This window comes from Lactobacillus sp. M0393, from assembly GCF_016102025.1.
Classification (GTDB): Bacteria; Bacillota; Bacilli; order Lactobacillales; family Lactobacillaceae; genus Lactobacillus; species Lactobacillus melliventris.
This window is the reverse complement of sequence record NZ_JACFPK010000009.1, coordinates 30,526-56,386: the sequence shown is the minus strand read 5'-3', so window position 1 is coordinate 56,386 and position 25,861 is coordinate 30,526. Positions and strand designations below refer to the sequence as shown.

The following is a 25,861-nucleotide window of genomic DNA, read 5'->3' as shown; positions in this document are numbered from 1 at the left end:
TATGTTTACAAAACAAAATATATAAACTATAATTTTAGTGTAAGTTGATGTAAGCGATAACAAGAAGGAGGTAATGAATTGTGCAGTTAGTAAATGTCAGAGTTGATAGCCGTCTGATTCATGGTCAAGTAGCTCGTGTGTGGACTGGGCAATTAGGAGCAGAAAGATTAATGGTCGTTGGCGATAAAGTATCTAAAGATGACTTGGAAAAAACTGCTTTGAAATTAGCTCGTCCTACCCAGGCAGCTTTAAGTATTTTGCCACCGGATCGTGCAAGTAACAATATTGTTCAAGGCCGTTACGCCGACCAAAAAATATTTATTATAACACGTGAACCGGAAGCTCTGGTTCAGATGGTTGATGCAGGAGTACCAATTAAAGAAGTTAACGTTGGTAACTTGCCAAGTGGTGAAGGCAGACTGCAACTGTTCAAGAGCGTGGGAGTAAATGACGAAGAAATAAAGTCTTTTAAGGAACTTGATGCTCGGGGAGTAAAGCTTTACCATCAGATGGTCCCGAACGATCCTAGAGAGGACTTTATGTCTGAATTAAATAAACGGATGGAGAAATAATAATGAATTCATTGAGTGTAGTTCAAATAATTTTGCTGTCTTTGTTCGCTTTCTTCCAAATCAATGAAATTGTCACAGTTGGTATTGGTTTTGGTAACCCAGTTAATGCTGGATTAATTGCAGGACTAATTGTCGGCGATATGAAATTAGGTTTGGCCGTAGGAGCAACATTACAGTTAATGATATTGGGTGTCGGTACTTTTGGTGGTGCTTCGATTCCTGATTATGCCACTGGAGCAATCATAGGTACTGCAATTGCACATATTTCAGGAAAAGGAATTAACTACGGTATTGGTGTTGCTATTCCTGTTGGCCTATTGATGGTGCAACTTGATATTTTGGCTCGTTTTGCTAATACCTACTTTGCACACAGAATTGATAAGGCAATTGATCGTAACGATGATAAAGCTGTTGTACGAAATAGTCTTTATGGGGCTATTCCGTGGGGGCTTTCACGGTCAGTGCCTGTATTATTAGTGCTAATTTTTGGTGAAGCGTTTGTTAAAAATGTGCTGAACTATATGCCACAATGGTTAATGGGTGGATTAAAATCTGCCGGAACTATGTTACCAGCTGTTGGTATTGCCATCTTAATGCATTATCTGCCTATTAAGAAATTTGGTGCGTACATGATTTTTGGCTTTGTAGCTGCTGCTTACTTAAATGTGCCAATGCTTGGTGTTGCGCTGATCGGAGTCGGCTTTGCCATTAATCATTATAATTCTATCATTCATAATAAGAACCAATCTGGTGGCGACAGTAATGGCTTAGATACACAAAAAGCTGCTGAAATGGGTATTGATGATAAAGGAGTAATTACCGGTGATGAAGAATAATACTACAGAAAAGACTACGACGGAACAAAGTCATAAGTTAACTAAAAAAGATATTCGTAGCGCTAACTTACGCTGGATTTTTACCTCTGCATTAAGCTGGAACTACGAAACTATGATGGCTCCAGGTTATGTTGGTTCACAAATGCCAATCTTACGTAAGTTGTATGGTGACAAGCCTGAAGATATGAAGAAAATGATGCGGGTGCAGTCTGAATACTTTAACACTAGTCCGCATATGGGTTCCATTATCCAAGGTGTCGATATTGCTCTTGAAGAAAAAGAGGGTATTAAGTCAGTTGACGGTGTAAGAGGTATTAAAACTGGTCTTATGGGACCATTTGCTGCCGTAGGTGACACCTTATTAGGTACCGTTCAATCAACTATCTTTGGTGCGATTGCATCATACATGGCCCTTAAAGGTAACCCATTTGGTGCTATTTTATGGATGGTTGCACTAGGCGTTCTCTACATTTGGGCGTATACTTGGATGCCATTTGCCTACAAGCAAGGTGTCAACTTAGTTACTTCAATGAGTTCTAAGCTTAATGCACTGACTGATTCAGCAACTTTGCTGGGGGTAACGGTTGTAGGAGCCTTGATTCCAACTGTTATTACGTTAAAGATTCCGTTCATCTTTAGAGCTGGGAAAGTTTCGATGAAGCTGCAGGATATCTTTAATCAGATTATGCCATCGCTTCTGCCAGTTTTGCTAGTTGCCTTTATTTATTGGCTGCTGGATCGTAAGCATATGAACTCGACTAGAGCAACTTGGTTTGTTCTAATCTTGGCTATTGTTTTGTTCAACTTGAAAGTTGTTGCTTAATAGCATGAAATATAGAAATTAATAAGTAATCAGATTATCTGCTGAGAAAAAGCATATTACTAAATTTAAGCAGGTAAAGTAAGAAAAAACGGATGTATTTTTCAATAATAATACAACCGTCTTTTCTTTGAACTGCAAAAAATATTTGTTATCATAATTGCAAAAATGCCGTAATAGCAACAATTATGTGTAGAATATCAGGTTCTAAAAGTTTATATTTTTAAGAAATTTATATTAATAGCACCTGTTATAACACCCAAATATGAAAGACGAGAAGATAAGATGGCTAATATCAGACAGGTAGCTAAGTTAGCAGGTGTTTCAGCAAGTACAGTCTCACGAATATTAAATGATGACACTTCTTTAAGTGTTACTGATCAAACACGGACCAAAGTTTTAGCGGCTACAAAAAAATTAAATTATCATATCAAAAATAAAAGTAAAAAATGTCCAGTTGTTGGTGTATTAACAACTATGGACTTGGATCAAGTAGCAGAATATACGTATTACCAACAAATAAAACAGGGAATCATTGAAGAACTCAAAAGAGAAAAAATGACATTGAGTTCTATCTATTATTTAAATAGCTCTTTGGATAGTTCATTTTGGGATGGACTGTATTATTGGGACGGCGTGATTGTTATCGGCGGCTTGTCCGAATCAGCCATTAGCGAACTAAAAAAATTAAACTCTAATATCGTCATTATTGAAGCAAGATATAAAAATAATTCCGTCAAGCTGGTTAATGCTAATTTAACTGCCGGAGTAAAAGAAGCTTTAACACAACTAGAAAAATTTGCTCAAACCAATATTGTATATGTTGGTGGTCCCCGTTATATGACTAATTTGCAAGGAGAAAAAACTCAAGCAAAAGGTGAGGTTCGTTTAAATTGCTACCGAGAGTGGATGAAACTGCATGATCAAGATGAGTGTTCAATTCTTACTCCGGGTTGGAGCATTGAAGATGGCGTCCAGGCGGGTAAAGAAATTGCACAATTACCTACTTTACCCAAAGGAATTTTAGCTGGAAATGATCAATTGGCAATTGGAATAATGCAGGAATTGCATACAAAAGGTTTTCATGCTCCTGCCGATTACCATATTATTGGGTTCGATAATATTCAAATGGCGCAATATTATATTCCCAGATTGTCATCAGTTTCTGTTCCGGAAAAAGACCTGGGTATAACTGCTGTCCATTTAATTAGAGAAGACATAATAGAAAAAAAGACGCGCGCCGCTACAACATTATTAGAAGTTAAACTAATTTTGCGAGAAAGTACTGGCAATTAATATTGGAGGCCAATGATGTCAAATTATTATCCCAAGCAGTTAAGTGGAGATCAGACTAAGACTTTATTAATAAATCCTGATCGTGGCTTTCGCTTTGAAGTTTATTTAGATGTAAAAACAGGTAAGAGCATTTATGAATATGCTGATCAAGATGCTATTGCTGCTTTGAAAAGAGAAGCGTCACTGTATACCGATGATCAGCCGCGAATAGTGCAGGTTTATTTTTACTTAACAGGTTATCAACATAAACCGCTGGATGCACAAGCTTTTAACCACATGAATGCCTTTTTTGACGAACTTGCTAAGTTAAACTTAAAGGCACTGCTGCGTTTTGCATATATTTCTGAAGATAAGAGGCCTTATAGACAAGCTCCTAGTGTGCACAGGGTACAGCAGCATTTGGAGCAGTTATCAGGTTGGCTGCAGGAACACCGCAGGCAGATTCACGCTTTACAAGCAGGAATCATTGGCCCTTGGGGTGAGTGGTCGCAACATGCTCGTGATACTACTGATGAATCAACAATTCTTCATAGTTTGTTGTTAAATTCTCCCCAAGATTTGACGGTTCAAGTACGCTACTTAAATATTAAAAACCGTAATATAAATGTTACTGAAAAATGGAATGAACAGCGAATTGGCTTTCATGATGATTTTCTAATTGGTATTGACCACGAATGGAATACGGCTGGTAAAAATCATGAATCTAATGAATACCAGCAACTATTAAGAGAATCCAAAAATACAGTTGTTGATGGGGAAAGCATTTGGTTATTTGCCAATCCTATGTATTTAGAAACAAAATATGTCGCTCCAGAATTAATGACGCAAAGAATGGTTGAGAATCATTTCACTACTTTGAGTATTGCGCATAATTATCATGAAATAGAAACTAATTCATATTTTAACGTGACGCTAGAAAATGAATTAAAGAGAACTGGCAAATCAGAAGGGCTTAAATTCCCTCAAACAGGTTCATTTGAATATTGGAAGCATGTTCCTGTTACACCGGATTTATTAGATGAAAAGCATTGGCCATATCAATCTTCATGGTTTTGGGATCAGAAAAAGCAGCCAATTAAACGAAATTATTTTGAATATTTACGTGATTATTTAGGCTATCGCCTAGAGACTACACAAATTAGCTATAATTCCGCTTTAAATGCCGCAGTTTACCTGACACTGAAAAATACAGGTTTTGCTGCACCTTTAGCTTTGGCAAAAATAGAATTGCTGGCTGTGAATAAACAGCAGGATGTTATTGGTAAAGCTTTAGTAGAAAAAAGTACTTTACAAACTAATAATGAAATAACTACGGTTATTCCATTGACTAAATCTGATCAGCCTGACAAAGTCGGAGTCAAACTGCTTGCTACTAATGGTAGTACGGCACGTCTGGCTAATGAATGTCAGTGGGCAGATGGCATCAATTGGTTTAAATTATGACCGAGGAATTATCATGAAAAAAGCATTTAGCCTTTAAATTTACTGGTTACAGTAATACGGGAAATCGCTTGGCCAATAATATTAATTTTGCAGATGGTTATAATTATTTGCTGACACTTAATTAAATACGTATTACTATAATTAAACATTAAAAATCCGCTGGATTACGTCTTAAAACGTTAATTCAGCGGCTTTTTTTACTTGATGTAAATTAAAGACGAGTTTAGTTTTTGTTTTAAATTAAGCCATTATCCTTTAGAAGCAATAATAAATTTGATTAAAATATGATAAAATCATTATTAATTACTTTTACCGGTTTCTAGTGAGTTTCATAAAGTCAGGTGTTATTATTCATGAAGAGCACGTATTTTAAAGCCAATTTCAATATTGCACGCAAATCTAAGAAAAACATTCTGCTAATGGGAGCCTTAATTGTGTTCATGGTTTTCTTCGTTTTATTAGTTGGAAATCAGAATCTGGGCGACAATTACCGTCAGTGGCAGTCATATTATGACTCACTGGAAATTAATATCAGCTACTTTAACGGTAACTTATTACGTAAGCAAAAATATAAGCAAACTTATGACAATTTAAACGCCCAGGAAGGTTGTATTGCCAGCCTGCAAAATGGTGAAGTTTTAGAGTCGCCACAAACATATTTAGAGAGTTCACTTAACTTATTTCAAACTATGCTTGATGGTTATCAAAATAATTATTTGGGTGCCAGTACCTTAAATGTACCCCCTAAATACCAATTGCGTCAGGGACTGGTTACATATAAATATCTTTATCAGCATCATATACCACCTGCAATGAGCTCAAAAGTATCCGTAACTTATTTAATTTATATTGTGAACTTCATAGCTGTCCTGATCTTCTTTTATATCTTGCTTATTGCTAATGATGTGTGGATGGTTAAATTAGATCATGAAACGGTTTTACGTAACATTCCGTATCGCGTAGAAGATGAAGTAAAAGGTAAAACAATGATTAATCTAGTTTTAACTTTAATACCATTAATTATTGGTTTAATTGGCGCGTATCTGTTTGCCGGCCTTCTTAACGGCTTTCGCAGTTTGAATTATCCTAATGTTTTTTATTTTAATAAAATTAGGGCAATTCCTATATGGCTGGATTGTTTAATCTTTTTGTTCTACACAGCGGTCTTGGTGGTCTTTGTGACCAGTCTGACGCTGCTTCTTAACCAACTAACCAAAAATGTTTATTTAAGTACCTTTATTGGCATTGCCCTTTATGTTTTATCTTATTTACCGAGCAAGTTGCTTAAAGCCATTACTTGGCTACCGTCTGTATACTTAAATGTTAATGATGTGCTTAACGGCACTGTGGCAAGTAAAACTGGATTTGCAGGACTAAATTTTGCCACCGCAGCAGTAATATTGTTAATTTGGTCACTTGTCTGTGTAGTTTGGTTTAGGTACTTGGTTAATAAAAAGGGGGCTGCACGATGAGATGGCGTTATTTTCTTTTCCAATTAAAGGCATTTTTGCTCAATCCTAAAAATATTGGTCTATTTATTGCTACCATTATTATGTCTCTTTATTTTGGTTTGGTCAGTGTGCCCAATCATGAAGTAATTGAGCAAGTCGATGCTAAACCAATTCAAAAAGAATATATTGACGATAAAGCTTTTCTCAAAGTAGCACGGCAAGAGATAGCTTATTCCAATAAACCGGGTTATTTTTATTTTCCCAGTAAGGGTGCGATAGATGCGGTTGGTACATATCCAAAAGTTTTAGCATACGATAAACAGCTTTTAAGGGCTTTAAAGAAAAATGATTTGCAAACATATACTAAGTATGCTAGCAGACGTTATCAATATATTGATAATCTGATTCATATAGAAGGAAACCAAAATTTCTTGTATCCAGCTGCTTATAATAAAAGTAATAATTACCAACAGGATGGGCATTTTGGTTATCAGCGCACGCGTCATTTATACAATGCACTTTTAGCTGGTAAAAAGAACAGGCAAACGCCGCTGAATAAAAATATTCTAGAAGAGCGCACGGCTTTGCAGGTAATGCAAAATTCGCTTTCTGGCTGGACAGTTCTAATATTAGTAGTAATAGTTTGCTTTTTTGCTGCTGATATTGTGACTAATGACCGGAAATATTATACGGTACTGGAAAATATTCCCTTAAGTAAACGAACCATTCTCTGGCTTAAAACAGGGGTTGTCGAAGTAGGAGTGCTACTAGATTTTATTGTAGCTAGTGTAATAGCTCTTCTCTGTATCGCACCTAAATATGGTATGGGGTCATTAAAATTGAATACAGTCGCCTATTTAGGGCGGATTAACTTCAAACTTATCTTTAAAACGGAAACGCTGGGTATGTATTACTTGCAATTCATTATTTTTGCAATCATTGTTTCCTTTATTTTTATCAGGCTCACAATTTTGCTGTCTTTGACTTTTCGTAATGATTATGTGGCAGGGATGCTCAGTAGTCTGTTTGCCATCAGTGCCAAAGTACTGTACTTCTCATTCGGAATGGGCTTTGTTCATCCAGTGTTGGAGAAGCTGCCCATGACTTATTTTTCAATTGGTGACAGCACTACAGGCAATTTAGCTTATTTAATGGATACTCCTGGTTGGGGCTTTAACTCAGGACTAGGGCCACTACTTATAGCTATGCTTGCCATCGAAATATTACTGTTTCTGTTTACCCAAATTAAAAGTATTCCTTTAGTTAGGCGGGGTGATTAAAATGTTAGAACTAAAAGATGTCAGATTGGCTTTTGGGAAAAATGTTGTTTTAGATGACATTAACCTCAAATTTAAACAAGGTGAAATAGTTGGCTTGGTTGCTCCTAATGGAACAGGTAAGTCAACTCTGATTAATGTTATTTTGCATAATTTAACACCGCAAAAAGGGTTTGTTGAGTATGAAGGTACACGTTATCAAAGTCAAAAAGATACGATAAAATTGCACCAGCAAATCTGCTCTTTTCCCGAGCAAAGCGATTTATTTCCTTTCATGACGGGACGGGACCATCTTAATTTATATGCTGATCTTTGGCACAATTCTGCTAAATCTGTCGATCAAATTATTGCAGACTTGCAAATGCAAAGTTATGTCGATCGGAAAGTGCAGACATATTCTTTGGGAATGAAACAGAGACTTTGCTTTGCCATGGTAGTAGCAGCTGATTCTCCAGTAATGCTGTTAGATGAGGTAATGAATGGACTTGATCCTCAGAATGTGGCTTTAATTTCACAGATACTTCTTAAATTAAAAAAGGAAAAGAAGCTGATCATTATGGCCTCACACCTTTTGTCCAACTTGCAGCAGTATGCTGATAGAGTCTTATTTATGGGTAAGGGACATATCATTGAAGATTTAGACAATAAAAAGCAAAAAAAGCGTTATTTAAAAATGCAGTCTAGTCCTGAAGCTACTCAGCTGCTATCTGATTATCATTACGAGACTCTGCCCAATAATCTGCTACTGGTTCCTTTGGCAGAAATTACTCCGGATAAGTTGACTCAGCTGCTAGCAAACCTAATGCAAGCCGATATTCAGTATTCGGTTGAAAGAATTGATATCGAAGACTTATTTAACAAATTTTATAATTAGTTTAGAGCTTTAACCCGATTTAATATTTGTAAAAAGTAAGTAGCCGTAGTTTGCATGTTCATACTGGTTAAAAAATGAATGATAGAAACAGCTAGATCATCATTGGCAGTATTGTGAAAGGTGAGAATTGCATTTAAAAATTTGCGTCCAACAATTAGCAACATTTCGTTATCTGGTAAGTCAATCTGATTTATTTGCGTGAGCAGTTTATCTGCAAATTTAAACTGATTATTTGTAATTAAGCCGATTACACCTTCAAATAGTGCTGCTATACCAAAATGAAATGTACCTTCTCCTGCTTTTCTAATAAAAGAAATATTATTGATAACCTGAACAGAAATTTGGTAAATGATTCTGGGACTAATAATAGGGATAACATTGGCAAATAGTGAAAGAAATTCATGACCCCAAACAGTTATTTTACTTAATTGCTGGTTTAATTCATTTTGCTGGGCTATAGGAAAAATATTGTGCTGTGAAGTTTTATAATACAAACTGCAGGCAATTGCTGCATAATCGAGATCAAAAGGATCTTGGCTTAACTTGTATTTATTTAATGCCGATTGAGCCAGTTTTTCCAAATAGTCTTTATCGTGGTTACTCCAAGATTCTTCTAAAATAAGTGCAATATGATCCTGCGGGTCTAGTTTGGCAAGCGCAATATATTCAGTTGCGGATAAACTAAGCTTTTCACACAATTTTAATACCCGATTAAAATCCATGTGTCCTTGATTATTTTCCCAGCGAGAAAGCATTTGAATGGAACAAATACCTTTAGCTGCTTCTTTAAGCGTAATATGCTGTTTTCTTCTTAATTGTTTAAATTCAATTCCTGATTGCATGTTGTTTTGTCCTTTTTGCTATATTATGGCACTTTTTTCTCATATATGAGAAAAGAAAGATATTCAAAAATTAGTCATGCTTTAATATAGCTAATCAAAAAATATCTTAACTGTTTTAATAATGAAAAAGGAGTAGAAAAATGCAATCTTCATTAAAATTTGCGCCTAAATGGAAATTAGGTGCATACACACTTTTAGCAATAGTCAGTGCGTTTGGCAATGTTGTGATTGCTTATGTCACCAAGATCATGTTAAATGCAGCGCAATATCGTCAAGGCGACAGTAGTAATTTAATTAAAATTGCTGGCATTGGTGCTGCAACAATCTTAATTATTATGTTGTCTAATTTTGTATACCGCTATATCAAGTGTTCTATTATTCAAGATGTCAATGTTTATCTTAAAGAGAAAACGATGAGCTATCTGATTGAACAGCGTAGTGACTCACAAAAGGATGGTTTAAGTCTGATGACCAACGATCTGAAACAAATTGAAACGTCTAAGACTACAAATGAACTAATGATCATTGCAGAATTAGCTTCTTTTCTACTGTCAGTTGTGGTTGGTTTAATCAATTCCTGGATTTTAACATTAATTTTTATGGTAACTACTTTAATTCCCGGACTGGTGCAAAGAGCATTTACCAAAACTATTCAAGCCAAAGCAAAAGTCTGGGAGACAAATAATGTTTCGTATACCCAGAGTGTGAATGACGGGCTAAACGGAGCGCAAACTGTTGGATTGTACGATGCCCAAAGTTCGACTATTAGTAAAGTCGTTAACAGTGCAAAAAGAATGGAAGAGGCATTGAAGTCATTAAACTTCACACAAGCTGCAGCGGGAGAAGTCATTATGGCTTTCGCAGATATTTTCAGCTTTATACTACCATTTTTAGTAGGTGCTATCTTAATGCTGCAAGGACAGATCGGTGTTGGTACCTTAATTATGATAGTGCAACTATCAAATGAATTTATTAATCCGATAGTTAATATTTTTCAGCAATTAAATGCTATTAAGTCTACTAAACCAATGTGGAATAAAGTAGAGCAGGCTCTGTCTTTTTCAGCTGACAGTATTAAAAGTGCGAAAACTGGTCAATTTACTGGCTTGAAAGTTGAAGATGCCACTTATAGTCAAGGTGGAAGAAAGATTTTTGCTCATCTTAACTTGACGGTAGCACCTAACGAAAAAATTTTACTCATGGCACCTAGTGGCTGGGGTAAAACTACACTGTTAAACTTAATGTTGGGTAAAATTAAGCCCAGTGAGGGGCATGTCTTTATTGATGATAAAGATGTTACCGGTAATTGGGCCGCAGCTCACGATAATTTTAGTTACGTCAACCAAAAGCCATTTATCTTTGATGATACAATCAAATTTAATATTTTATTAGGTCGAAAGGTTTCCCCAGCAAGTTTGGCTAAAGCAGTCGAAGCGGCGGGACTAACAGAGCTCGTAGATGAAAAAGGCTGGGACTATCAAGTTGGTGAAAAGGGGGCAAATTTATCCGGCGGACAAATCCAAAGAATTGAAATTGCACGTGCTTTTCTCTCTGAACGGCCCGTATTGCTGGCAGATGAGGCTACTAGTGCCCTTGATCCAGAGCTGTCACTTGCAATTCATAAAACGTTATTAAAAAAGCCTAATTTGGCAGTAATTGAAGTGGCTCATAAAATTTCTGCTACTGAAAAATCATTGTTTGATCGAATAATTAATTTAAATGGAGAAAATGAAGAATAAAGAAGTATTAATGCGCTATATTGATGATAATGGAGTTGTTAAAGTTTGGCCTGGTAAGGCTAAAAACCGGCTGCTAATTTTACAATATTTGGCAACTAAATTTGAACCAGCTAAAAAATATTCTGAGCAGGAAGTGAACCTGATTTTAATGCACTTTGTGTCAGACTATGTTACTAGAAGACGAGACCTAATTGAGAATCATTTTTTAAACAGAACGGATGACGGCAGAGTTTACTGGCTGAATGAAGAAATTGGGGTAAAGGAATAGGATTTAATTTAATATAATTAAGGACAAGTGGCGCATTAACCGCTTGTTCTTTTTGTTTTGGCAAAAAGCTACAGGTTAATTTAGTAGACTTTGTAGTAAAACTTAATTTGTGTAATAGCAACTGCAATATAAAATAATCTAGGAAGACTAAAAGGAGTATGTTTATAACTTTAAATATCAAAAATATGAAATTTAATTGACTGGCATATAAAAATAACATATAATTTTAATAATTATTATACATTGAAGACTATTAGTAAACTGACTGTTGCTGCTAAGCTGAGAATCTATTTGAAATGAAAATTAGCTGAATTTTGATTCTTAGTTAAATTTGAGTACACCTTTTAGGCGATAAGTTTAGACTATTTCAAAAATGTTAGGTAATATTCACGGAGATTTCTATATGAAAAAATTTTATTCGCTCTACAAGATTTTCCTTATTAATGCTTTTAGCAACAAAATTGCTTTAATGTTTAACATTGTCTTTCCAGTTATATATTTTGCTATATCTAACGCTCCGGTTTTTATTAATAACTATACTGTCAGTAAGAGTAAACTAATTAGCGGCAGTGCATACTATTTTGCCTATATTGCTTTAACAACTGTTCTAAACTCAGTGATTCTGGCAATGGTTGAGTATCGTGACTATGGCTATTATAAAGTTATTTACATGGTAACCAATTCAAAATATCTAGTACTGATTAGTCAATTTTTATCGCAATGGACGTTTTTAATAATAGAATTATTTCTATTTAACTTAATTACCGCACTAATGTTTAAGTCTTTTGCCTATCTGGGTTATTTACTGTTAACCACTATCATAGCTGCGACTGTGTTGGTTTTGCCTTTAACTATGGGCTTGTATTTTTTGTTAACAACAAAATTAAAATTGCAAACTTACAATATTGTTATTACATTGATTATTTTGGCCTCATTCATGGTGTCAGCTGTTGAAGCAAAAAACAAAATATTAAATTTGTTATTGCTATGTACACCTGTTAAATACCTAATGAAGGGGTATGAAGTAATAATGCAAATGATGTTTTCTAGAGTAAATTGGGCTACTCTTGTTAATTTGTTGATCGTTATTCTAATTTATGTCGTATTTGGGATGATTTTTATTGCGAAACAAAATATTTCTACAGTTTTTGAAAAATAGTTGTAAGGAGACAATATGGAAATTAAGCATTTGAACTTTTCTTATAAAAATAAAGAAATCTTTGCCGATTTTAACGCAAAATTTATTGCCGATCAGTTAAATGTAATAATTGGCGGTAATGGTGCTGGTAAAACGACTTTACTTAATCTAATTTACGGCTTTATTGATCGTCCTGCTACAGCTATGATAGATTTTCCTTCTATGCCTAATATTATTTATAAATTTCAAAACATGTCTTTCTTTGATGAACTGACAGTAAAACAAGTAATAAATTTTTTTAAATCGATGAATGATCATACTGTTGCAGTCACTAATGCACAAGTTAGTTTTTATAATGAGATCATAAAGGAATTAATAAATACTAAACTAAGGTCTTTATCCGGTGGGGAATACCAATCTGTTATGGTTTATTGTACTAGCATAATGGAGCGGGAATTATATTTATTCGATGAACCTCTTAGTGGAATTGACAGTTATATTGAAAATTTAATTCTAGACTTAATTGTATCTTTAGTTGTTGAGAAAAAGAAAAAAGTCATTATGACTTTACACCAGCTGGATAAATTAGATTTCATGCAGGCGCATATTGTATTCGTTGGGAACAAAAAATGTGTTTTTCAAGGTACCTACAGTGAAATGTTACACATTGCAGATACAGATGATATTGATATTGCATTTAAGAAAATGCGATCAGGCAATATCTTGTTAAATCAAGAGTAACTATCCTTTTGATTTATAAGAGGTAATAAAACTGATTAAGCTGAACAGACTATTTTGGTTGCAAGGTGTATTAATCAGCAATGCATTACTATATATTAACAAATAGAACTAAGAAGCTAATAACTACTTGGTTCTTTTTTTTGTTAATTAAGAAGTGAAATAAGTCCGTGATAGCAGCTTTGGTGAATTAGTTGAGCGACTTTAGCTGGGGCAACCTTGGGATGTTGGGCCCACCATTTTTGTGTTTCTAATAAACTGACAAAATAAAGACTGGCAAAGTATTCTAAAATAGCGGGATCAATTTGCTGTTTTTGTAATATCTGCCTGATTTCTTTTTTAACATTATTTTCGATTTCGCGACTGGGATTAAATGTTGCGGTTTTGATGCTAAGCAAAAGCGGCAGAAATTTAATTTGTGGTGCTATGTCCCTCAGTGCAGCGATAGTTCTAGTCATGTTGTCTTTAGGTTTAAGTTCAAGTGAGTTGCGCAAACCGGCTACAAACGGAATCATATACCGGTTAATAGAAAAGCGCAGCAATTCATCTTTATTGTCAAAACAAATGTAAAAAGTTGTTCTGGCCACTTTAGTTTTTCTGGTGATATCTGAGATTGTGATTTGTTCATAATCTTTATCACTTAACAAGCTAAATAACGCGTTACTTAGGCGTAACTCTAAACTGGGATTTTGCTTTTCCATTAAGTAATGCCTTCTTCTGACTCGACAAAATTTAAATATTTGTCATTACACCTTAACCAAGGAATCGTTATGCTAATTTTAGCAAATTTATAAGTGATGGAGGTAAAAACTAAATGGTAAATAGAGTAAAAGAAGCATTAGGAATTGAAAAGCCCGTAATTCAGGGTGCAATGGCGTTTACTTCACTTTCTCCTTTAGTATCTGCAGTCTCAAACGCTGGTGGTTTGGGCGTATTGGGCTTAGGTTATATGCCTAAAGATGCCAGCATTGCAGAAATTAACCAGACTAAAAAATTGACTGAAAAGCCGTTTGCCGTTAACGCAATCATGCAAGAGGGAATTGTTGAGCAAGCAGATGAAGTATTAGCAGCAACCAAGCCGCCTGTAGTTTATGCTGACGCTATGCGGCTTAATGGCGCTTTATGCCAAAAGTATTTCCCTCGTTGGCATAAACTCGGGATGAAAATAATTGTCAAGGCCAGTTATTTGGCTGATGCGGTCACTGCAGAAAAAGCAGGAGCTGATTTGGTAGTTGTCAAAGGCTGGGAAGGTGGCGGCCATGTTTCTTTTGAGTCCACAATGGCTTTAGTACCACAAGTGGTAGCGGCAGTTAATATTCCTGTAGTAGCTGCTGGTGGTATTGTAGATGGCCATAGTGGTGCTGCAGCATTTGCTTTAGGAGCCGAAGGGATAGAAATGGGCACTGCTTTTTTAGTAGCAGATGAGTTACCGATTAGTGATAAAGCAAAACAAGCAATTATTGCTGCAGGAGATATGGCTACTGCTGAAGTTTCTTATGCTAATGACGCGCCTTTTAGAATGATTGCCAATAACCTTTCTGATCAGATCAAAGACTTAGAAGCTACTCATCTGAAGGCTGAAGCAGCTCAAAAAGAAGCTGGTCTTGATGCTAAAACTATCAAAATGGGGATGTATCAAGGTGATACGCAAAATGGCGCAATTATGGTTGGTCAGGATTTGAGCCTAATTAAAGAAACAAAACCCGTTAAACAAATTATTGCGGATGTGTTACAAGATACTAAAAACGTTCTGCACTCATTGGAAAATGTAGAGTTGTAGATTGAGTGCTAATTGTCCCCTGCAAAAATAAGGAAATGATTGCGGCACAGGGTGTCATGTGAATTTAATAAAGATAACGATTAAGAACTATTACTTTGAAAATTGGTAATTCTCTTTTTTAGGCACTTTTGTTAGCTTTTCGTTACTTTTGTTTTCTTTTTGCAACAATTTTATGCTAAAATATAAATGTATAAATAGTTTAGCGATCCCACTGGAATCACACAAAAAGCTCTATCCCAACAATAGAGCTTTTTTGCATGCTAATTATTAAAGAAGGAAGGCAACTTACTTCTTTTTTTTCTTGTCGTTTAGCCAGCGTTTTTTAACTAAGAAAACTGTTAGTTCTCTAAGCAAATCAAGAAAAAATTGTATAAATAATTTTGCTATTTCCATTGGAACCACCTCCTATCCATATCAGATAGGCTGTTGCCTCCAGCTTCATTATAACAGAGAAAAAGCATTAACTTTTATGTTTAAGAATCTAAATTGAATCGTAATACAGTGACTACTACAATGAAAAAATAGGGTCAAACTAAAAAGGACTAACTCCGATAGAATATCAGAAATTAGTCCACAGCTAGGGGCTAAGAAACATAAAAATTTTATTTATGACTGCATTGAGGCACCGGAATCTACATCGGTTGCCTTTTTAGTTTCATCAGGAACCAGTTTCTGTCCCGTTTGTTTTAGGTACCAGTTAATGATTGGTAATAAATCAACAATCCATTCAGTCACGCCAGCATATTGATCATTTTTGTCAGTCATATTCTTAAAAGAGGCAACCATATATTCGTTATCACTTGGTTTAATAAGTTTATAGGTTTGGCCAGTCTTGGCGTAATCCATTATTTCTTGAACATGAGGCATTGAAGTCTTTTTGTGAACTTCAGATAAAGTTTGGCCAAGTTTTTCAGGCCACCGAGGTGAAAGTAACATTTTCTTAGGAATTTCATTATTGCAATAGACATAACGATCGTCTTTGTCAATAGTGATTAATTCAAGTGGCAAGCAGTTGAGCAATGCATCGATTTGGTCAACAGTTAATAATCCTTGATCTAATTCTACATAATCTGTACCCTTAGCAGCATTAACTTTTTTAGCTGTTTCGGTAATCCAGGCACTGGTAGCTTCTTCTGTATGTTTAACCATTTTTGATCTCCTTATTTATTGTATAAACCGTTTACAAAAATAGTATATTTTATTTATAATTATAAGTGAAATTAATATCAGTTATTAATAATAGAAATAACTTATAAGGAAAAAGATATGGATATAAAAAAACTTGTTACTTTTGTTAATTTAGTTGAAACAAAAAATTTTACCAAAACTGCTAAGGCAATTCATGTAACCCAGCCAACTGTCACACATGATATTAATGCTATCGAGGATGAAATTGGCGTTAAGTTGTTTAATCGTAACAAGCGCTATGTTAATGTAACGAAAAGTGGTGAAGTTTTTTATCAAAAAATAAGGCCATTAATTAATAACTATAATTCTGCAGTACAGGAGATTCAGGAAAAAGATAAAAAAGAAAGATTGCAAATAAATTTTGGCTATTCATATAATCCTTTTAATGATAAATATATTCCCCTTTGGCTAAGTCAATTTCAAAAAATGTTCCCTCAAGTTAAATTTGTACTGGTAAATTTGAATCGCAACGAATTAAAGCAGCAATTGGTGTCTAACAATTTGGATGTTATGCTGACAACTGGATTGGAAGCTGAAGATTTAAATAATATTAAGGTCTATCCAATTGAAACAGAGCTGTTCAAAGTAATTGTTCCTCGAAATAACTCTTTGAGTAAAAAAAGTATAATTAAATTGACGGATTTTCAGAGTGAAAAATTACTGTTTTTAGATAACAGATGGGCAGCGACAGATATCATTAATTTACAAAATAAGATTATTCATCTGAATAGAGATTTAAATATTACTTATGCCGCTGAAATATCTTCTTTAAATGTTTTGCTTAAGGCAAATCAAGGTCTGGGATTAGGTCTTTACTGTATTTATCCTGAACTTGACAGCAGCTTAGCCTATGTTCCCCTTGACTGGGAACCGCAAGTTGATTTAGTAGCCATTACACAGAAAAATAATGCGAAAAGAATTGTCTATCAATTTATCAAGTTTATTCAAGATTTTAATTTTGATTTTGAATAGTACAGAATTCTCTTGTTAAAGATGAGATTAGAGAGAAGTATTTTTACTGTTACGTATTGGATTTTTTTGTGAATTAAGTATGAACAAGCTGCTATATCGAGAGTTAACGGAAAAAGCACTTTTGGAGTGATTTTCTTAAAAAACAAGAAAATGTTTTTTCATTACTAGTTTTTCTTGATTAAAAGTATATATTTGTTAATAGTTAGAAAGCTAAAATTGTAATAAAACATGAAATTAATTACTTAAGATTAATGAAAGTAGAAGGTCAGAAGAATGTTTAAGTGGTTTGGTAAGAAACAAGAGAAGCAGGAAGACTTTACGGTCACTGCACCAATTAGTGGCAAACTTGAAAAAATTGAAAAGGTAAACGATCCGGCTTTTGCACAAAAAATGCTGGGAGACGGTTTTGCCATTATTCCAGATGAGGATAAAGTAACCGTTTATGCACCTGTAGCAGGTAAAATTGAGGCTCTTCCCAAGACAAAGCATGCCGTAGGTATAAAAACTGCACAAGGTGTCGAAATTCTTATTCATATTGGGATTGATACTGTGAACTTAAAAGGAGAAGGCTTTGAAGTGATGGTAAACCAAGATGACGAGGTAACTCAAGGTCAAAAATTAGAAGTATTTGATAAGAACGTAGTAACTGATAACAAATTAGACCCTACTGTCATTGTTGTGTTCACTAGTGGATATGAAAAAGAAATCAAACTGAACCAGGACGACGGTGCAGAAGTTAAAGCTAATGATTTACTTATCGGCTAGGTATTTTTGATAAACAAAAATAGATTCGATTTTCAAAGATAATACCTCCAAATTTAGGACAAATTTGGAGGTATTTTTGCGTTAATCTATATTAACAAGGCCAGTGATTCATAAGGATGTAACTCTACAGTTTTTGGTACTTCCTGTAAATTTTTATGATAATTGCTAATCAATGTTTGTGCTTGTTGTCCTTGATAAGTGTCAGGCAAGCTATAAGTAATTTTTTTACCATAAAAGTTATTAATTACCAGTAAGGTTTGCCCGTGATAAAGTCTGCAATAAGCAAAAATTTGTGGATGATCCAAGTCAAGCGGTTCATAACTTCCCTTGGCGATAATGGGATAATGTTTTCTCAAGTAAATCAGTTTTTGATAATAAGGGAAAATCTCACCGTGATCCAATTCAGCTGCAACATTAATTTTATCTTGATCTTTAGGCCTAAGCCAAGGAGTTCCTGTAGTAAAACCGGCATTAGCAGTGTCATCCCAGTGCATGGGGGTTCTGCTATTATCACGAGATTTAGCCTGAATAATTACCAGAGCTTGGGCGTCACTTAAGCCTTCCTGTTTAAGCTCGTCATAAGCGTTAAGCGTTTCTACATCTACATAGTCAGTGATTGTCTGGTAATTAGGATTGACCATGCCAATTTCTTCACCTTGATAAATATAAGGTGTACCACGTAATAGATGCATTACGGTAGCCAGCATTTCTGCAGATTTTTCGCGAAAATTAATAGGATCACCAAAACGACTTAAGGCCCAAGGCTGATCATGATTGTTCCAAAAGAGAGCATTCCAGCCGCCACCTTGACTCATTCCAATCTGCCACTCGTTAAGAGCATTTTTTAAAGCGGAAAAGTCAAAAGGTATCCTGGTCCATTTCTGGCCATCTTTGTAATCAACTTTTAGATGATGAAAAGTGAAAACCATTGACAGCTCATGATTATCTTTTCTAGTGTAAGCAACAGAATTAGCAATAGTCGTCGATGACATTTCCCCGACAGTAATTGTATCTGGCTGCTGACCAAAAGTTTTTTGATTTAATTCTTTTAGATATTGATGGACTATGGGCTGATCAGTATACATTAGCTTACTGGCGGTGTTCTGGGGTGCGTCAGTAAGTTTTTCATCTTTGCCAATAACATTAATTACATCAAAGCGAAAGCCTTTAACCCCTTTGTCACGCCAAAAGTTAACTACCTTAAATAGTTCTTTTCTCACTGCAGGATTGTGCCAGTCCAAATCAGCTTGAGTTTTGTCGTATAAATGAAGATAATATTTACCACTATTTCCAAAAGGTGCCCAGGCTGAGCCACCAAATTTAGATGTCCAATTGTTGGGCATACTGCCATCTGCTTTAGGCTTTCTAATGTAGAAAAACTTCTGATAATATTCGTCTCCAGCTAAGGCTTTTTTAAACCAAATGTGATCAGTAGAACAATGATTTAAGACCATATCTAGCATCACACCAATATGATTTTGCCCAAGCTTTGTGACTAGTTCTTCAAAGTCAGCCATTGTACCAAACAGTGGATCAATACTATAGTAATCAGCAATATCATAACCATTATCATTCTGGGGAGATACAAAAAACGGATTAAACCAAATCATATCAATATTTAATTTCTTTAAGTAAGGAATTTTTTGGATAATCCCCCTTAAGTCACCGATCCCGTCACCATTGCTGTCATAAAATGATTTGGGATATATTTGGTAAATCACTTTGTCAGCTAAACTCATAATATAAGTCCTCCATTTTGTGCTTTTCTATGTGCAAAGTCTACAAATTTAAATTTGTCGGGCCGATGTTGGGAAATAGTATATTGAAAAAAAGATGTATCTTTTAAATAGGTTAAACTGCGCACTACTACAACCAAGTTGGTATCGGTAAGCTGCAACTGTTTCATTACGTTTTGACTGGCTGGTTCTACGGTAATAGTTTTAGTGGCATAATCAATTTCAAGTCCTAAATCATCTTCAAAATACTGATATAACGAGCTTTGAGCTTGCTTAGCCGAGATTTTAGGTACATATTTTTTTAAAATATAATCTTCATCAACCACAATTGGTTCATCATTGATTAATCGTAAACGGGACACATAAGTTGCAGCAGTTTCTGTTAAAGATAAATGCTTAATAATAGTCAAAGGCACCTGCGTGTCTTTTAATTCCAATATTTTGGTCGTAGCATGCATTTGCTTTTGTTTATTAAGTTCATCAAAGGATTCAATATTAGAGATTGGGAAGGCAATGCGCGCGGCATTAATAACTACTGAACCTTTACCTTTTATTTTTTGAATTAGGCCAGCATCTAAGAGTTCATTTAAAGATTTCCTGATGGTTTCACGTGAAACATTATATAGCTCTGATAGTGCTGGTTCACTTGGCAAGAAATCACCGGCAACATACTGCTCATGCCTAATTTTATTCGTTAAATCTGCCGCAATTTGTAAATATTTAGCTCTCATTATTTGTTATCCACCTTTTAACACTAATCATACCACCTTATGTTAATTTTTAACCTGTCTAGTCTGGTAAATAATACAAAATTATTTATTACAACAATATAATAAGCAATTTGTTGACACTTGTCTATACAAGAACTATAATCTTAAGGAAAGCGTTATCAATATATATGACGACCTGCTATATGGTTGTTTCATGGAGGCGTAATTATGAGTAATACGATAAAAATACTGGCACCTGTTGCCGGTGAGGTCATTAACCTCGAGGATGTTAATGATCCGGTTTTTTCTCAGAAGAAGCTAGGTGAAGGTTTTGCCGTTAAACCTAGCTCTGGGAAGATTGTCTCGCCTGTAACAGGTAAAGTGATAATGGTGGCTGAAACTAAGCACGCACTTGGCCTGCAGACTGCAGACGGTGTGGAAGTTATGCTTCACTTTGGCATAGATACTGTCGAACTTAACGGCAAACCATTTGATTTGCAAGTAGCAGCAAACTCTGAGGTAAAAGCGGGACAGCAATTGGGGACGATGGATCTGCAAGCGATTAAAGATGCTCAAAAAGATGATACCGTCATCTTGGCAATTACAAATACTCAAGATGTTCTAGCTGGCATTGACCTTGCTCTGGGTACTAAAGCTGCTGGCGAATCAGCTGCTACTATTACATTAAAACAGGCTAAAGCAGCACCAGCTACAGCTAATAAAAATGAAAATAAATATCAAACTACAGCGCGTGAAATTGTTCAGGCTGTTGGCGGCGCCGATAATGTTAAAAACGTTATGCACTGTTTTACTCGTTTGCGGTTTACTTTAAACGATGATAGCATTCCGAATGATGATGAAGTTAACAACATTAAAGGAGTAATAGATGTTACTCGTGCTAATAACCAATATCAGATAGTAATTGGGCAAACGGTAGAAGATGTTTACGACGAGCTAATTAAACTACTTGGGCCTGAATATGCTGGACAAGGTGAGCCTGCACCTGCTGCTCCTGCTCCAGAGACTAATCAATCTCTTGGTGGCAAGATTAAAAATGGCTTCTTCCAGTTAATAGGCGTAATTACCGGCTCTATGATGCCTGTGATTGGTTTGCTGGCAGCCAGTGGTATGTTAAAAGGTATTCTCAACATTTTAACTAACTTTTGCCACATGTCTACGGCTTCTCCAACTTACACTATTATCAATGCGATGGGGGATGCGTCGTTTTACTTCCTGCCTTTAATCGTTGGCTTTACTGCTGCTCAAAGATTAGGTTCTAACCCGGTAGTTGTTTCTATTATCGGCGGCTTTCTGATTTATCCTGATTTAGTAAAAATTTATGCCAGTGGTAAATTCAGTTACTTTCTAGCTGGCGTTGGTATTAATGCCAATTTCTTTGGTATTCCAATTCATATTCCACAATATACTTATTCAATTTTCCCAATGATTTTTGCGGCTTGGATGGCTGCTAAGATTGAACCGTGGATTAAAAAGTGGATGCCAGTCACATTAAGACAAATTTTTACTCCGCTAGTAGAAATCTTTTTAGTAGGGATGACAGTCTTAATTATTGTGGGTCCTGTAATTTCATTTATTTCTACGGGAATTGCTAAAGTATTGCAATGGCTGTTAACTGTCAACACTGCACTTTCTGGTCTCATTATCGGTGGTCTTTACCAGATACTGGTTATCTTCGGACTGCACTGGGCAGTAGTGCCAATTATTGCGAATGATATAGCAGCTACTGGACACAGTATCTTAAACGGTATTGTTTCAGTAACAATGATCGCCCAAGGTGCCGGCGCCCTTGCTGTTTGGTTTAAGACAAAGCACAATCCTGACCTAAAGGGCTTATCTTTAAGTGCTGCTATTTCCGCGGCTGTTGGTATTACTGAACCGGCAATGTACGGTGTTAACTTAAAGTATGGTCGTGTATTTATGACTTCAAGTCTTGGTGCTGCCATTGGTGGTCTGGTCAACGGTCTGCTTAAAGTTGATATGTATGGCTTTACTGGCAGCCTGATTGGCTTTCCATCCTTTGTTCCTAAAGCTGGGCAAGGCAATCCAAACAACTTGTTAAACTTCTGGATTGCTTCTATTGTTACTATTATTGCAGCATTTGCTTTAACTTACTTCTTTGGCTATAAGGAGAATGACGCTGATAGTCCTAAGAATGCTCCCAAGAAGAAGAATTTAGCTAATATATAATGATATGATTAATTAATAAAACATTTGAATTATCTAAAAGGGTTCTAAAACTAATAGTGATTAGTCAAGAGCCCTTTTATAATGCATTTTTGAAATACGCGGTTAAACTATAATAAAATGAACTATTGTGGATGGAGTGATTGAAATGAAAGTTCTGATAATTGGTGCTCACGGACAGATTGGGCAATTATTGGTAAAAATGCTACAAGAAAGTACGACTTGCCAGGTCATTGCCGGTTTGCGCTCCCATGAGCAGGAAAAAGCCTATCAAGAAAAGGGAATTACTACCGCATTTATTGATCTAGCAGGACCGCAAGGGCAATTGGCAAAAGCCATGCAAACGGTCGATGTAGTAGTGTTTGCGGCGGGTTCAGGTGGCAAAACCGGTGCTAATGCAACGATGATGATTGACCTTGATGGAGCAGTCAAAGCAATTAACGCGGCAAAAGAAACTGGCGTTCACCGTTTTATCATGATTAGTGCAATTAAATCTGACGATCGCAGCTTTTGGTCGGATAATACACCAGCAGCAGGACCGCAAAATTATTACTATGCGGCAAAATATTATGCTGATCAATGGTTGTTACACAGCTCACTGGACTACACAATTTTACGACCAGTTGCACTGACTAATCAAAAGGCAACAGGGAAAATTAAAGTAGCAAGTCATTTTACTGATTCTATTGCAGATATGACAATTACTCGTCAAGATGTGGCCAAAACAGTTGCTAACATTATTTTAACGGGAAAATTACACCAAAAGGAATTTGATATTACCAATGGCTCAGTACCTATTGCACAGGCAATTACAAACTTCCACTAAAAATATTTGATCATAAACTTTAAAAGGCTAATAAATTAATGCTTCGTTAACATAATTTATTAGCCTTTTACTTTGGACTAAAACCCAATAAAAAATGAATGAAAGTAGTAGTGTAAATATTATTGCTTTAAGTCTGCTTAAAAAAAGTATTGCGCTTATATTAGTGCATATAGTAAAATCTGCTTATATTGTTATTAGAATAAAGGAGGGAGCTATGCTAAAAGTAGAGCATTTAAGTAAGCGCTTTGGTGATTTTCAGGCTCTTAAAGACGTTAACTTTACCATTCAGCCTGGTGAAATCATGGGTTTGATTGGTCAAAATGGCGCAGGGAAAACTACGACTTTCCATAGTATTTTAAACTTTCTGCACTATGAAGGAAAAATTACTTGGGAAGATCAGCCCATTACTGAGAAAACTTTCGATACTATCGGCTACTTACCAGAAGAACGCAGTTTACTACCCAAAATGACTATTGAACAACAAATTGTTTATTTGGCGCAGCTAAAAAGTTGTCCGGCAAAAGAAATAAAACCGCAAATTGATAAATGGTTAAAACGCTTTGATGTCCAGGGTAAGAAAAGTGACAAAATAAAAACACTTTCGAAGGGTAATCAGCAGAAAGTGCAGTTAATTTGTACTTTAATTCATCAGCCCAAGTTAATTATTTTGGATGAGCCCTTTAGTGGTTTGGATCCGGTAAATGCAGATTTGCTTAAAAACGCAGTTTTAGATGCTAAAAAGAATAATGCAGCAATTATTTTTTCCAGTCATGATATGTCAAATGTTGAAGAAATCTGCGATAGTTTGATCATGTTGAAAAAGGGACAAGTTGTTTTAAGTGGTACAGTTGACGCTGTTCGTGACTCATTTGGTAAAACGGAAATTTACTGCAAAACAAATAAGTCGCTTGCAGAATTGCTGCAGCTCCCTCACGTTAAAAAAGTGGAAAAGAAAGCGCATGGTCAATATCTTTTACGAATTGACGATGAAAATAGTGGTGCGGAAGTCTTTGATGCCTTAACAAATGGAGAATATATTGAAGAATTTCGGCAACAACCACCAACACTTGACGAAATATTTAGAATGGAAGCTGGTGAACAACATGAATAAGTTATGGACCGTAACGCTGCAAACTTATTGGCATCAAGTTAAGTCTTGGTCTTTTCTGCTTTTGATTCTGGGCCCATTTTTCATAATTGGATGTAGTGCTTTAGGAGGAGCTATCGGTGCTAGTTCTGATCCAGACAGCCAGATTGCAGTTATCAGTTCCAATGAGCAAGTTCGCCAAAACTTTATTAAAAATAATGATAAATATGTTGATGCTAAAATTAAAACCGCTGAATCTGCTAAAAAGGCTGTCAAAAAAGAAAAGATTGATGGTTACCTGGTATTTGGCATGCAAAAAAACCAAGTTAAGGCCATTTATCATGGAATATCATCTATTGATGATGAACTAAAGCCCAAAGTAAAAAGCTATTTACAAGTCTTGCAGAGTCAACTGAATTTGCAAAAGGCGCAATTAGCACCACATCAGCTTAAGGCCTTACAACAGCAACCGCAGTATAGTGAGATCCTCCAGAAAAAGCAGCTGGGCGATAAACTGGCTAAAATGGTGTCATTAATTATAGTGATTATGGTCGTTTACATGGTTTTGCTTTCCTACAGTAGCATTACAGCTCAAGAAATAGCTTCTGAAAAGGGTACGAAGATTATGGAAATCATTTTCTCCAGTACAACTGCGGCAAAATATTTCTTAGGCAAAATTCTGGGTATTTTTGGTGTAATTATTACGCAACTTTTAATCTATATTGTTGGCGGCTGGGCCACTTACCGTTGGGCTTTACATGCAAAAATTACGGCGTCTTTCATGCATGACAACCAGGTAGTAATAAATAAAATTCTGGGCAATTTGGTAAATGTCAATCTCATTTTCCTGATTCTTGGTGTAATTATTTATACGATATTGGCAGCTTTTTCAGGAGCTTTAGTAGCCAAGCCAGAAGATTCTTCAAAAGCCGCTCAAGGCACTACGATGATTTCCCTTATTGCCTTTTTCCTGTCGCTTGCCTTTATTTCCAACCCCGAACAAATTCTGCCGCAAGTATTATCCTATGTGCCATTCTTTTCCTCATTTATGATGCCAATTCGTATAATTAACGGTCATGCTGGTAATATGGAAGTTATTCTGTCGCTGGTAATTTTAATAGTAAGTATTGTTGGTTTAACAGTATACATTAGTAAAATCTATCAAGGCGTAATTTTACAAACAGAAGATACCAGTTTTTGGAAGAGACTAAAACGAGGACTGGCATATAGTAAAGCGTAAATAATATAAAAAGACTGGGGTGAAAAAATCCTAGTCTTTTTATGTGAAACTAAACTGC

The 25,861-nt window shown here is 35.5% G+C and carries 24 protein-coding genes; 19 read left to right on the top strand and 5 right to left on the bottom strand.

Features of this window, described 5'->3' with window-relative positions:
- Positions 1 to 80: 80 nt before the first annotated feature.
- The 8 genes from H3R29_RS08380 to H3R29_RS08345 all read left to right on the top strand — a co-directional run bounded on the left by H3R29_RS08380 (position 81) and on the right by H3R29_RS08345 (position 8,569).
- Complete coding sequence (locus H3R29_RS08380) at positions 81 to 572, top strand: PTS sugar transporter subunit IIB (RefSeq protein WP_198202042.1); 492 nt, start codon at positions 81 to 83, stop codon at positions 570 to 572.
- 2 nt (positions 573 to 574) lie between these two features.
- Positions 575 to 1,408 carry a PTS sugar transporter subunit IIC gene (locus tag H3R29_RS08375; protein ID WP_122025435.1) on the top strand — a complete coding sequence of 278 codons (834 nt, stop codon included), beginning with the start codon at positions 575 to 577 and terminating at the stop codon, positions 1,406 to 1,408.
- Positions 1,398 to 2,231 carry a PTS system mannose/fructose/sorbose family transporter subunit IID gene (locus tag H3R29_RS08370; protein WP_046324039.1) on the top strand — a complete coding sequence of 278 codons (834 nt, stop codon included), beginning with the start codon at positions 1,398 to 1,400 and terminating at the stop codon, positions 2,229 to 2,231. The genes H3R29_RS08375 and H3R29_RS08370 overlap by 11 nt, the downstream gene beginning before the upstream one ends.
- Positions 2,232 to 2,513: 282 nt before the next feature.
- Positions 2,514 to 3,524 carry a substrate-binding domain-containing protein gene (locus H3R29_RS08365; RefSeq protein ID WP_198202043.1) on the top strand — a complete coding sequence of 337 codons (1,011 nt, stop codon included), beginning with the start codon at positions 2,514 to 2,516 and terminating at the stop codon, positions 3,522 to 3,524.
- 12 nt (positions 3,525 to 3,536) lie between these two features.
- Positions 3,537 to 4,967, top strand: a complete 1,431-nt coding sequence (locus H3R29_RS08360) for a DUF4874 domain-containing protein (protein ID WP_198202044.1) — start codon at positions 3,537 to 3,539, stop codon at positions 4,965 to 4,967.
- A gap of 353 nt (positions 4,968 to 5,320) precedes the next feature.
- Positions 5,321 to 6,439 (top strand): ABC transporter permease subunit, encoded by a 1,119-nt coding sequence (locus H3R29_RS08355; protein ID WP_122037075.1) that lies wholly within the window; start codon positions 5,321 to 5,323, stop codon positions 6,437 to 6,439.
- Positions 6,436 to 7,698, top strand: a complete 1,263-nt coding sequence (locus tag H3R29_RS08350) for a tellurium resistance protein TerC (protein WP_198202045.1) — start codon at positions 6,436 to 6,438, stop codon at positions 7,696 to 7,698. Before H3R29_RS08355 ends, H3R29_RS08350 begins: the two co-directional genes overlap by 4 nt.
- A gap of 1 nt (position 7,699) precedes the next feature.
- Complete coding sequence (locus H3R29_RS08345) at positions 7,700 to 8,569, top strand: ATP-binding cassette domain-containing protein (protein ID WP_198202046.1); 870 nt, start codon at positions 7,700 to 7,702, stop codon at positions 8,567 to 8,569.
- Here H3R29_RS08345 and H3R29_RS08340 read toward each other — a convergent pair.
- Positions 8,566 to 9,411, bottom strand: a complete 846-nt coding sequence (locus H3R29_RS08340; protein WP_198202047.1) for a helix-turn-helix transcriptional regulator — start codon at positions 9,409 to 9,411, stop codon at positions 8,566 to 8,568. The two genes, H3R29_RS08345 and H3R29_RS08340, sit on opposite strands and share 4 nt — an antisense overlap.
- Positions 9,412 to 9,551: 140 nt before the next feature.
- Between H3R29_RS08340 and H3R29_RS08335 the strand changes: the two genes are divergently transcribed.
- The 4 genes from H3R29_RS08335 to H3R29_RS08320 all read left to right on the top strand — a co-directional run bounded on the left by H3R29_RS08335 (position 9,552) and on the right by H3R29_RS08320 (position 13,297).
- On the top strand, positions 9,552 to 11,150 hold the full coding sequence (locus tag H3R29_RS08335; RefSeq protein WP_198202048.1) for an ABC transporter ATP-binding protein: 1,599 nt from the start codon (positions 9,552 to 9,554) through the stop codon (positions 11,148 to 11,150).
- A complete protein-coding gene (locus H3R29_RS08330) occupies positions 11,140 to 11,418 on the top strand; it encodes a DUF2087 domain-containing protein (RefSeq protein WP_198202049.1) in 279 nt (92 codons plus the stop codon). The genes H3R29_RS08335 and H3R29_RS08330 overlap by 11 nt, the downstream gene beginning before the upstream one ends.
- A gap of 403 nt (positions 11,419 to 11,821) precedes the next feature.
- Positions 11,822 to 12,577 carry a hypothetical protein gene (locus tag H3R29_RS08325; protein WP_198202050.1) on the top strand — a complete coding sequence of 252 codons (756 nt, stop codon included), beginning with the start codon at positions 11,822 to 11,824 and terminating at the stop codon, positions 12,575 to 12,577.
- A 15-nt stretch (positions 12,578 to 12,592) separates the two neighbouring features.
- Positions 12,593 to 13,297, top strand: coding sequence for an ATP-binding cassette domain-containing protein (locus tag H3R29_RS08320; RefSeq protein WP_198202051.1), 705 nt, complete (start codon positions 12,593 to 12,595; stop codon positions 13,295 to 13,297).
- Between the two features lie 143 nt (positions 13,298 to 13,440).
- On the opposite strand, the gene H3R29_RS08315 is transcribed toward H3R29_RS08320, so the two are convergent.
- Positions 13,441 to 13,995: a TetR/AcrR family transcriptional regulator gene (locus tag H3R29_RS08315; protein WP_198202052.1), complete on the bottom strand. Its 555-nt coding sequence runs from the start codon at positions 13,993 to 13,995 to the stop codon at positions 13,441 to 13,443.
- A 113-nt stretch (positions 13,996 to 14,108) separates the two neighbouring features.
- On the opposite strand from H3R29_RS08315, the gene H3R29_RS08310 reads away from it, so the two are divergent.
- Positions 14,109 to 15,074 (top strand): nitronate monooxygenase family protein, encoded by a 966-nt coding sequence (locus H3R29_RS08310; protein ID WP_198202053.1) that lies wholly within the window; start codon positions 14,109 to 14,111, stop codon positions 15,072 to 15,074.
- Between the two features lie 606 nt (positions 15,075 to 15,680).
- Here the strand turns inward: H3R29_RS08310 and H3R29_RS08305 are convergent.
- Positions 15,681 to 16,223, bottom strand: coding sequence for a PAS domain-containing protein (locus tag H3R29_RS08305; RefSeq protein ID WP_198202054.1), 543 nt, complete (start codon positions 16,221 to 16,223; stop codon positions 15,681 to 15,683).
- A 117-nt stretch (positions 16,224 to 16,340) separates the two neighbouring features.
- Between H3R29_RS08305 and H3R29_RS08300 the strand changes: the two genes are divergently transcribed.
- Both H3R29_RS08300 and H3R29_RS08295 read left to right on the top strand, forming a co-directional pair.
- The gene (locus H3R29_RS08300; RefSeq protein ID WP_198202055.1) at positions 16,341 to 17,234 is read left to right on the top strand and encodes a LysR family transcriptional regulator; all 894 of its coding nucleotides are present in this window, start codon (positions 16,341 to 16,343) and stop codon (positions 17,232 to 17,234) included.
- Between the two features lie 273 nt (positions 17,235 to 17,507).
- Positions 17,508 to 17,999 carry a PTS glucose transporter subunit IIA gene (locus H3R29_RS08295; protein ID WP_174794526.1) on the top strand — a complete coding sequence of 164 codons (492 nt, stop codon included), beginning with the start codon at positions 17,508 to 17,510 and terminating at the stop codon, positions 17,997 to 17,999.
- Between the two features lie 86 nt (positions 18,000 to 18,085).
- Here H3R29_RS08295 and treC read toward each other — a convergent pair whose 3' ends face one another.
- Together treC and treR are read right to left on the bottom strand one after the other, a co-directional pair.
- Positions 18,086 to 19,738, bottom strand: a complete 1,653-nt coding sequence (gene treC / locus H3R29_RS08290; RefSeq protein ID WP_198202056.1) for an alpha,alpha-phosphotrehalase — start codon at positions 19,736 to 19,738, stop codon at positions 18,086 to 18,088.
- Positions 19,735 to 20,466, bottom strand: a complete 732-nt coding sequence (gene treR / locus H3R29_RS08285) for a trehalose operon repressor (RefSeq protein WP_046324060.1) — start codon at positions 20,464 to 20,466, stop codon at positions 19,735 to 19,737. The genes treC and treR overlap by 4 nt, the downstream gene beginning before the upstream one ends.
- 207 nt (positions 20,467 to 20,673) lie before the next feature.
- Between treR and H3R29_RS08280 the strand changes: the two genes are divergently transcribed.
- The 4 genes from H3R29_RS08280 to H3R29_RS08265 all read left to right on the top strand — a co-directional run bounded on the left by H3R29_RS08280 (position 20,674) and on the right by H3R29_RS08265 (position 25,803).
- Complete coding sequence (locus tag H3R29_RS08280) at positions 20,674 to 22,653, top strand: PTS glucose transporter subunit IIABC (protein ID WP_198202057.1); 1,980 nt, start codon at positions 20,674 to 20,676, stop codon at positions 22,651 to 22,653.
- 145 nt (positions 22,654 to 22,798) lie between these two features.
- Positions 22,799 to 23,476, top strand: coding sequence for an NAD(P)H-binding protein (locus H3R29_RS08275; protein ID WP_198202058.1), 678 nt, complete (start codon positions 22,799 to 22,801; stop codon positions 23,474 to 23,476).
- A gap of 214 nt (positions 23,477 to 23,690) precedes the next feature.
- Positions 23,691 to 24,587 carry an ABC transporter ATP-binding protein gene (locus tag H3R29_RS08270; RefSeq protein WP_198202059.1) on the top strand — a complete coding sequence of 299 codons (897 nt, stop codon included), beginning with the start codon at positions 23,691 to 23,693 and terminating at the stop codon, positions 24,585 to 24,587.
- A complete protein-coding gene (locus H3R29_RS08265) occupies positions 24,580 to 25,803 on the top strand; it encodes an ABC transporter permease (protein WP_198202060.1) in 1,224 nt (407 codons plus the stop codon). Before H3R29_RS08270 ends, H3R29_RS08265 begins: the two co-directional genes overlap by 8 nt.
- Positions 25,804 to 25,861 lie beyond the last annotated feature (58 nt).

What these genes read in the sequence shown, in the direction of transcription:
- H3R29_RS08275 (WP_198202058.1), top strand. Translation starts at nt 22,799, where the DNA reads ATGAAAGTTCTGATAATTGGTGCTCACGGACAGATTGGGCAATTATTG.
- H3R29_RS08320 (WP_198202051.1), top strand. Translation starts at nt 12,593, where the DNA reads ATGGAAATTAAGCATTTGAACTTTTCTTATAAAAATAAAGAAATCTTT.
- H3R29_RS08295 (WP_174794526.1), top strand. Translation starts at nt 17,508, where the DNA reads ATGTTTAAGTGGTTTGGTAAGAAACAAGAGAAGCAGGAAGACTTTACG.
- H3R29_RS08360 (WP_198202044.1), top strand. Translation starts at nt 3,537, where the DNA reads ATGATGTCAAATTATTATCCCAAGCAGTTAAGTGGAGATCAGACTAAG.
- H3R29_RS08280 (WP_198202057.1), top strand. Translation starts at nt 20,674, where the DNA reads ATGAGTAATACGATAAAAATACTGGCACCTGTTGCCGGTGAGGTCATT.
- H3R29_RS08355 (WP_122037075.1), top strand. Translation starts at nt 5,321, where the DNA reads ATGAAGAGCACGTATTTTAAAGCCAATTTCAATATTGCACGCAAATCT.
- H3R29_RS08335 (WP_198202048.1), top strand. Translation starts at nt 9,552, where the DNA reads ATGCAATCTTCATTAAAATTTGCGCCTAAATGGAAATTAGGTGCATAC.
- H3R29_RS08340 (WP_198202047.1), bottom strand. Translation starts at nt 9,411, where the DNA reads ATGCAATCAGGAATTGAATTTAAACAATTAAGAAGAAAACAGCATATT.
- H3R29_RS08365 (WP_198202043.1), top strand. Translation starts at nt 2,514, where the DNA reads ATGGCTAATATCAGACAGGTAGCTAAGTTAGCAGGTGTTTCAGCAAGT.
- H3R29_RS08300 (WP_198202055.1), top strand. Translation starts at nt 16,341, where the DNA reads ATGGATATAAAAAAACTTGTTACTTTTGTTAATTTAGTTGAAACAAAA.
- H3R29_RS08270 (WP_198202059.1), top strand. Translation starts at nt 23,691, where the DNA reads ATGCTAAAAGTAGAGCATTTAAGTAAGCGCTTTGGTGATTTTCAGGCT.
- treR (WP_046324060.1), bottom strand. Translation starts at nt 20,466, where the DNA reads ATGAGAGCTAAATATTTACAAATTGCGGCAGATTTAACGAATAAAATT.
- H3R29_RS08370 (WP_046324039.1), top strand. Translation starts at nt 1,398, where the DNA reads ATGAAGAATAATACTACAGAAAAGACTACGACGGAACAAAGTCATAAG.
- treC (WP_198202056.1), bottom strand. Translation starts at nt 19,738, where the DNA reads ATGAGTTTAGCTGACAAAGTGATTTACCAAATATATCCCAAATCATTT.
- H3R29_RS08265 (WP_198202060.1), top strand. Translation starts at nt 24,580, where the DNA reads ATGAATAAGTTATGGACCGTAACGCTGCAAACTTATTGGCATCAAGTT.
- H3R29_RS08350 (WP_198202045.1), top strand. Translation starts at nt 6,436, where the DNA reads ATGAGATGGCGTTATTTTCTTTTCCAATTAAAGGCATTTTTGCTCAAT.
- H3R29_RS08315 (WP_198202052.1), bottom strand. Translation starts at nt 13,995, where the DNA reads ATGGAAAAGCAAAATCCCAGTTTAGAGTTACGCCTAAGTAACGCGTTA.
- H3R29_RS08325 (WP_198202050.1), top strand. Translation starts at nt 11,822, where the DNA reads ATGAAAAAATTTTATTCGCTCTACAAGATTTTCCTTATTAATGCTTTT.
- H3R29_RS08375 (WP_122025435.1), top strand. Translation starts at nt 575, where the DNA reads ATGAATTCATTGAGTGTAGTTCAAATAATTTTGCTGTCTTTGTTCGCT.
- H3R29_RS08345 (WP_198202046.1), top strand. Translation starts at nt 7,700, where the DNA reads ATGTTAGAACTAAAAGATGTCAGATTGGCTTTTGGGAAAAATGTTGTT.
- H3R29_RS08310 (WP_198202053.1), top strand. Translation starts at nt 14,109, where the DNA reads ATGGTAAATAGAGTAAAAGAAGCATTAGGAATTGAAAAGCCCGTAATT.
- H3R29_RS08330 (WP_198202049.1), top strand. Translation starts at nt 11,140, where the DNA reads ATGAAGAATAAAGAAGTATTAATGCGCTATATTGATGATAATGGAGTT.
- H3R29_RS08305 (WP_198202054.1), bottom strand. Translation starts at nt 16,223, where the DNA reads ATGGTTAAACATACAGAAGAAGCTACCAGTGCCTGGATTACCGAAACA.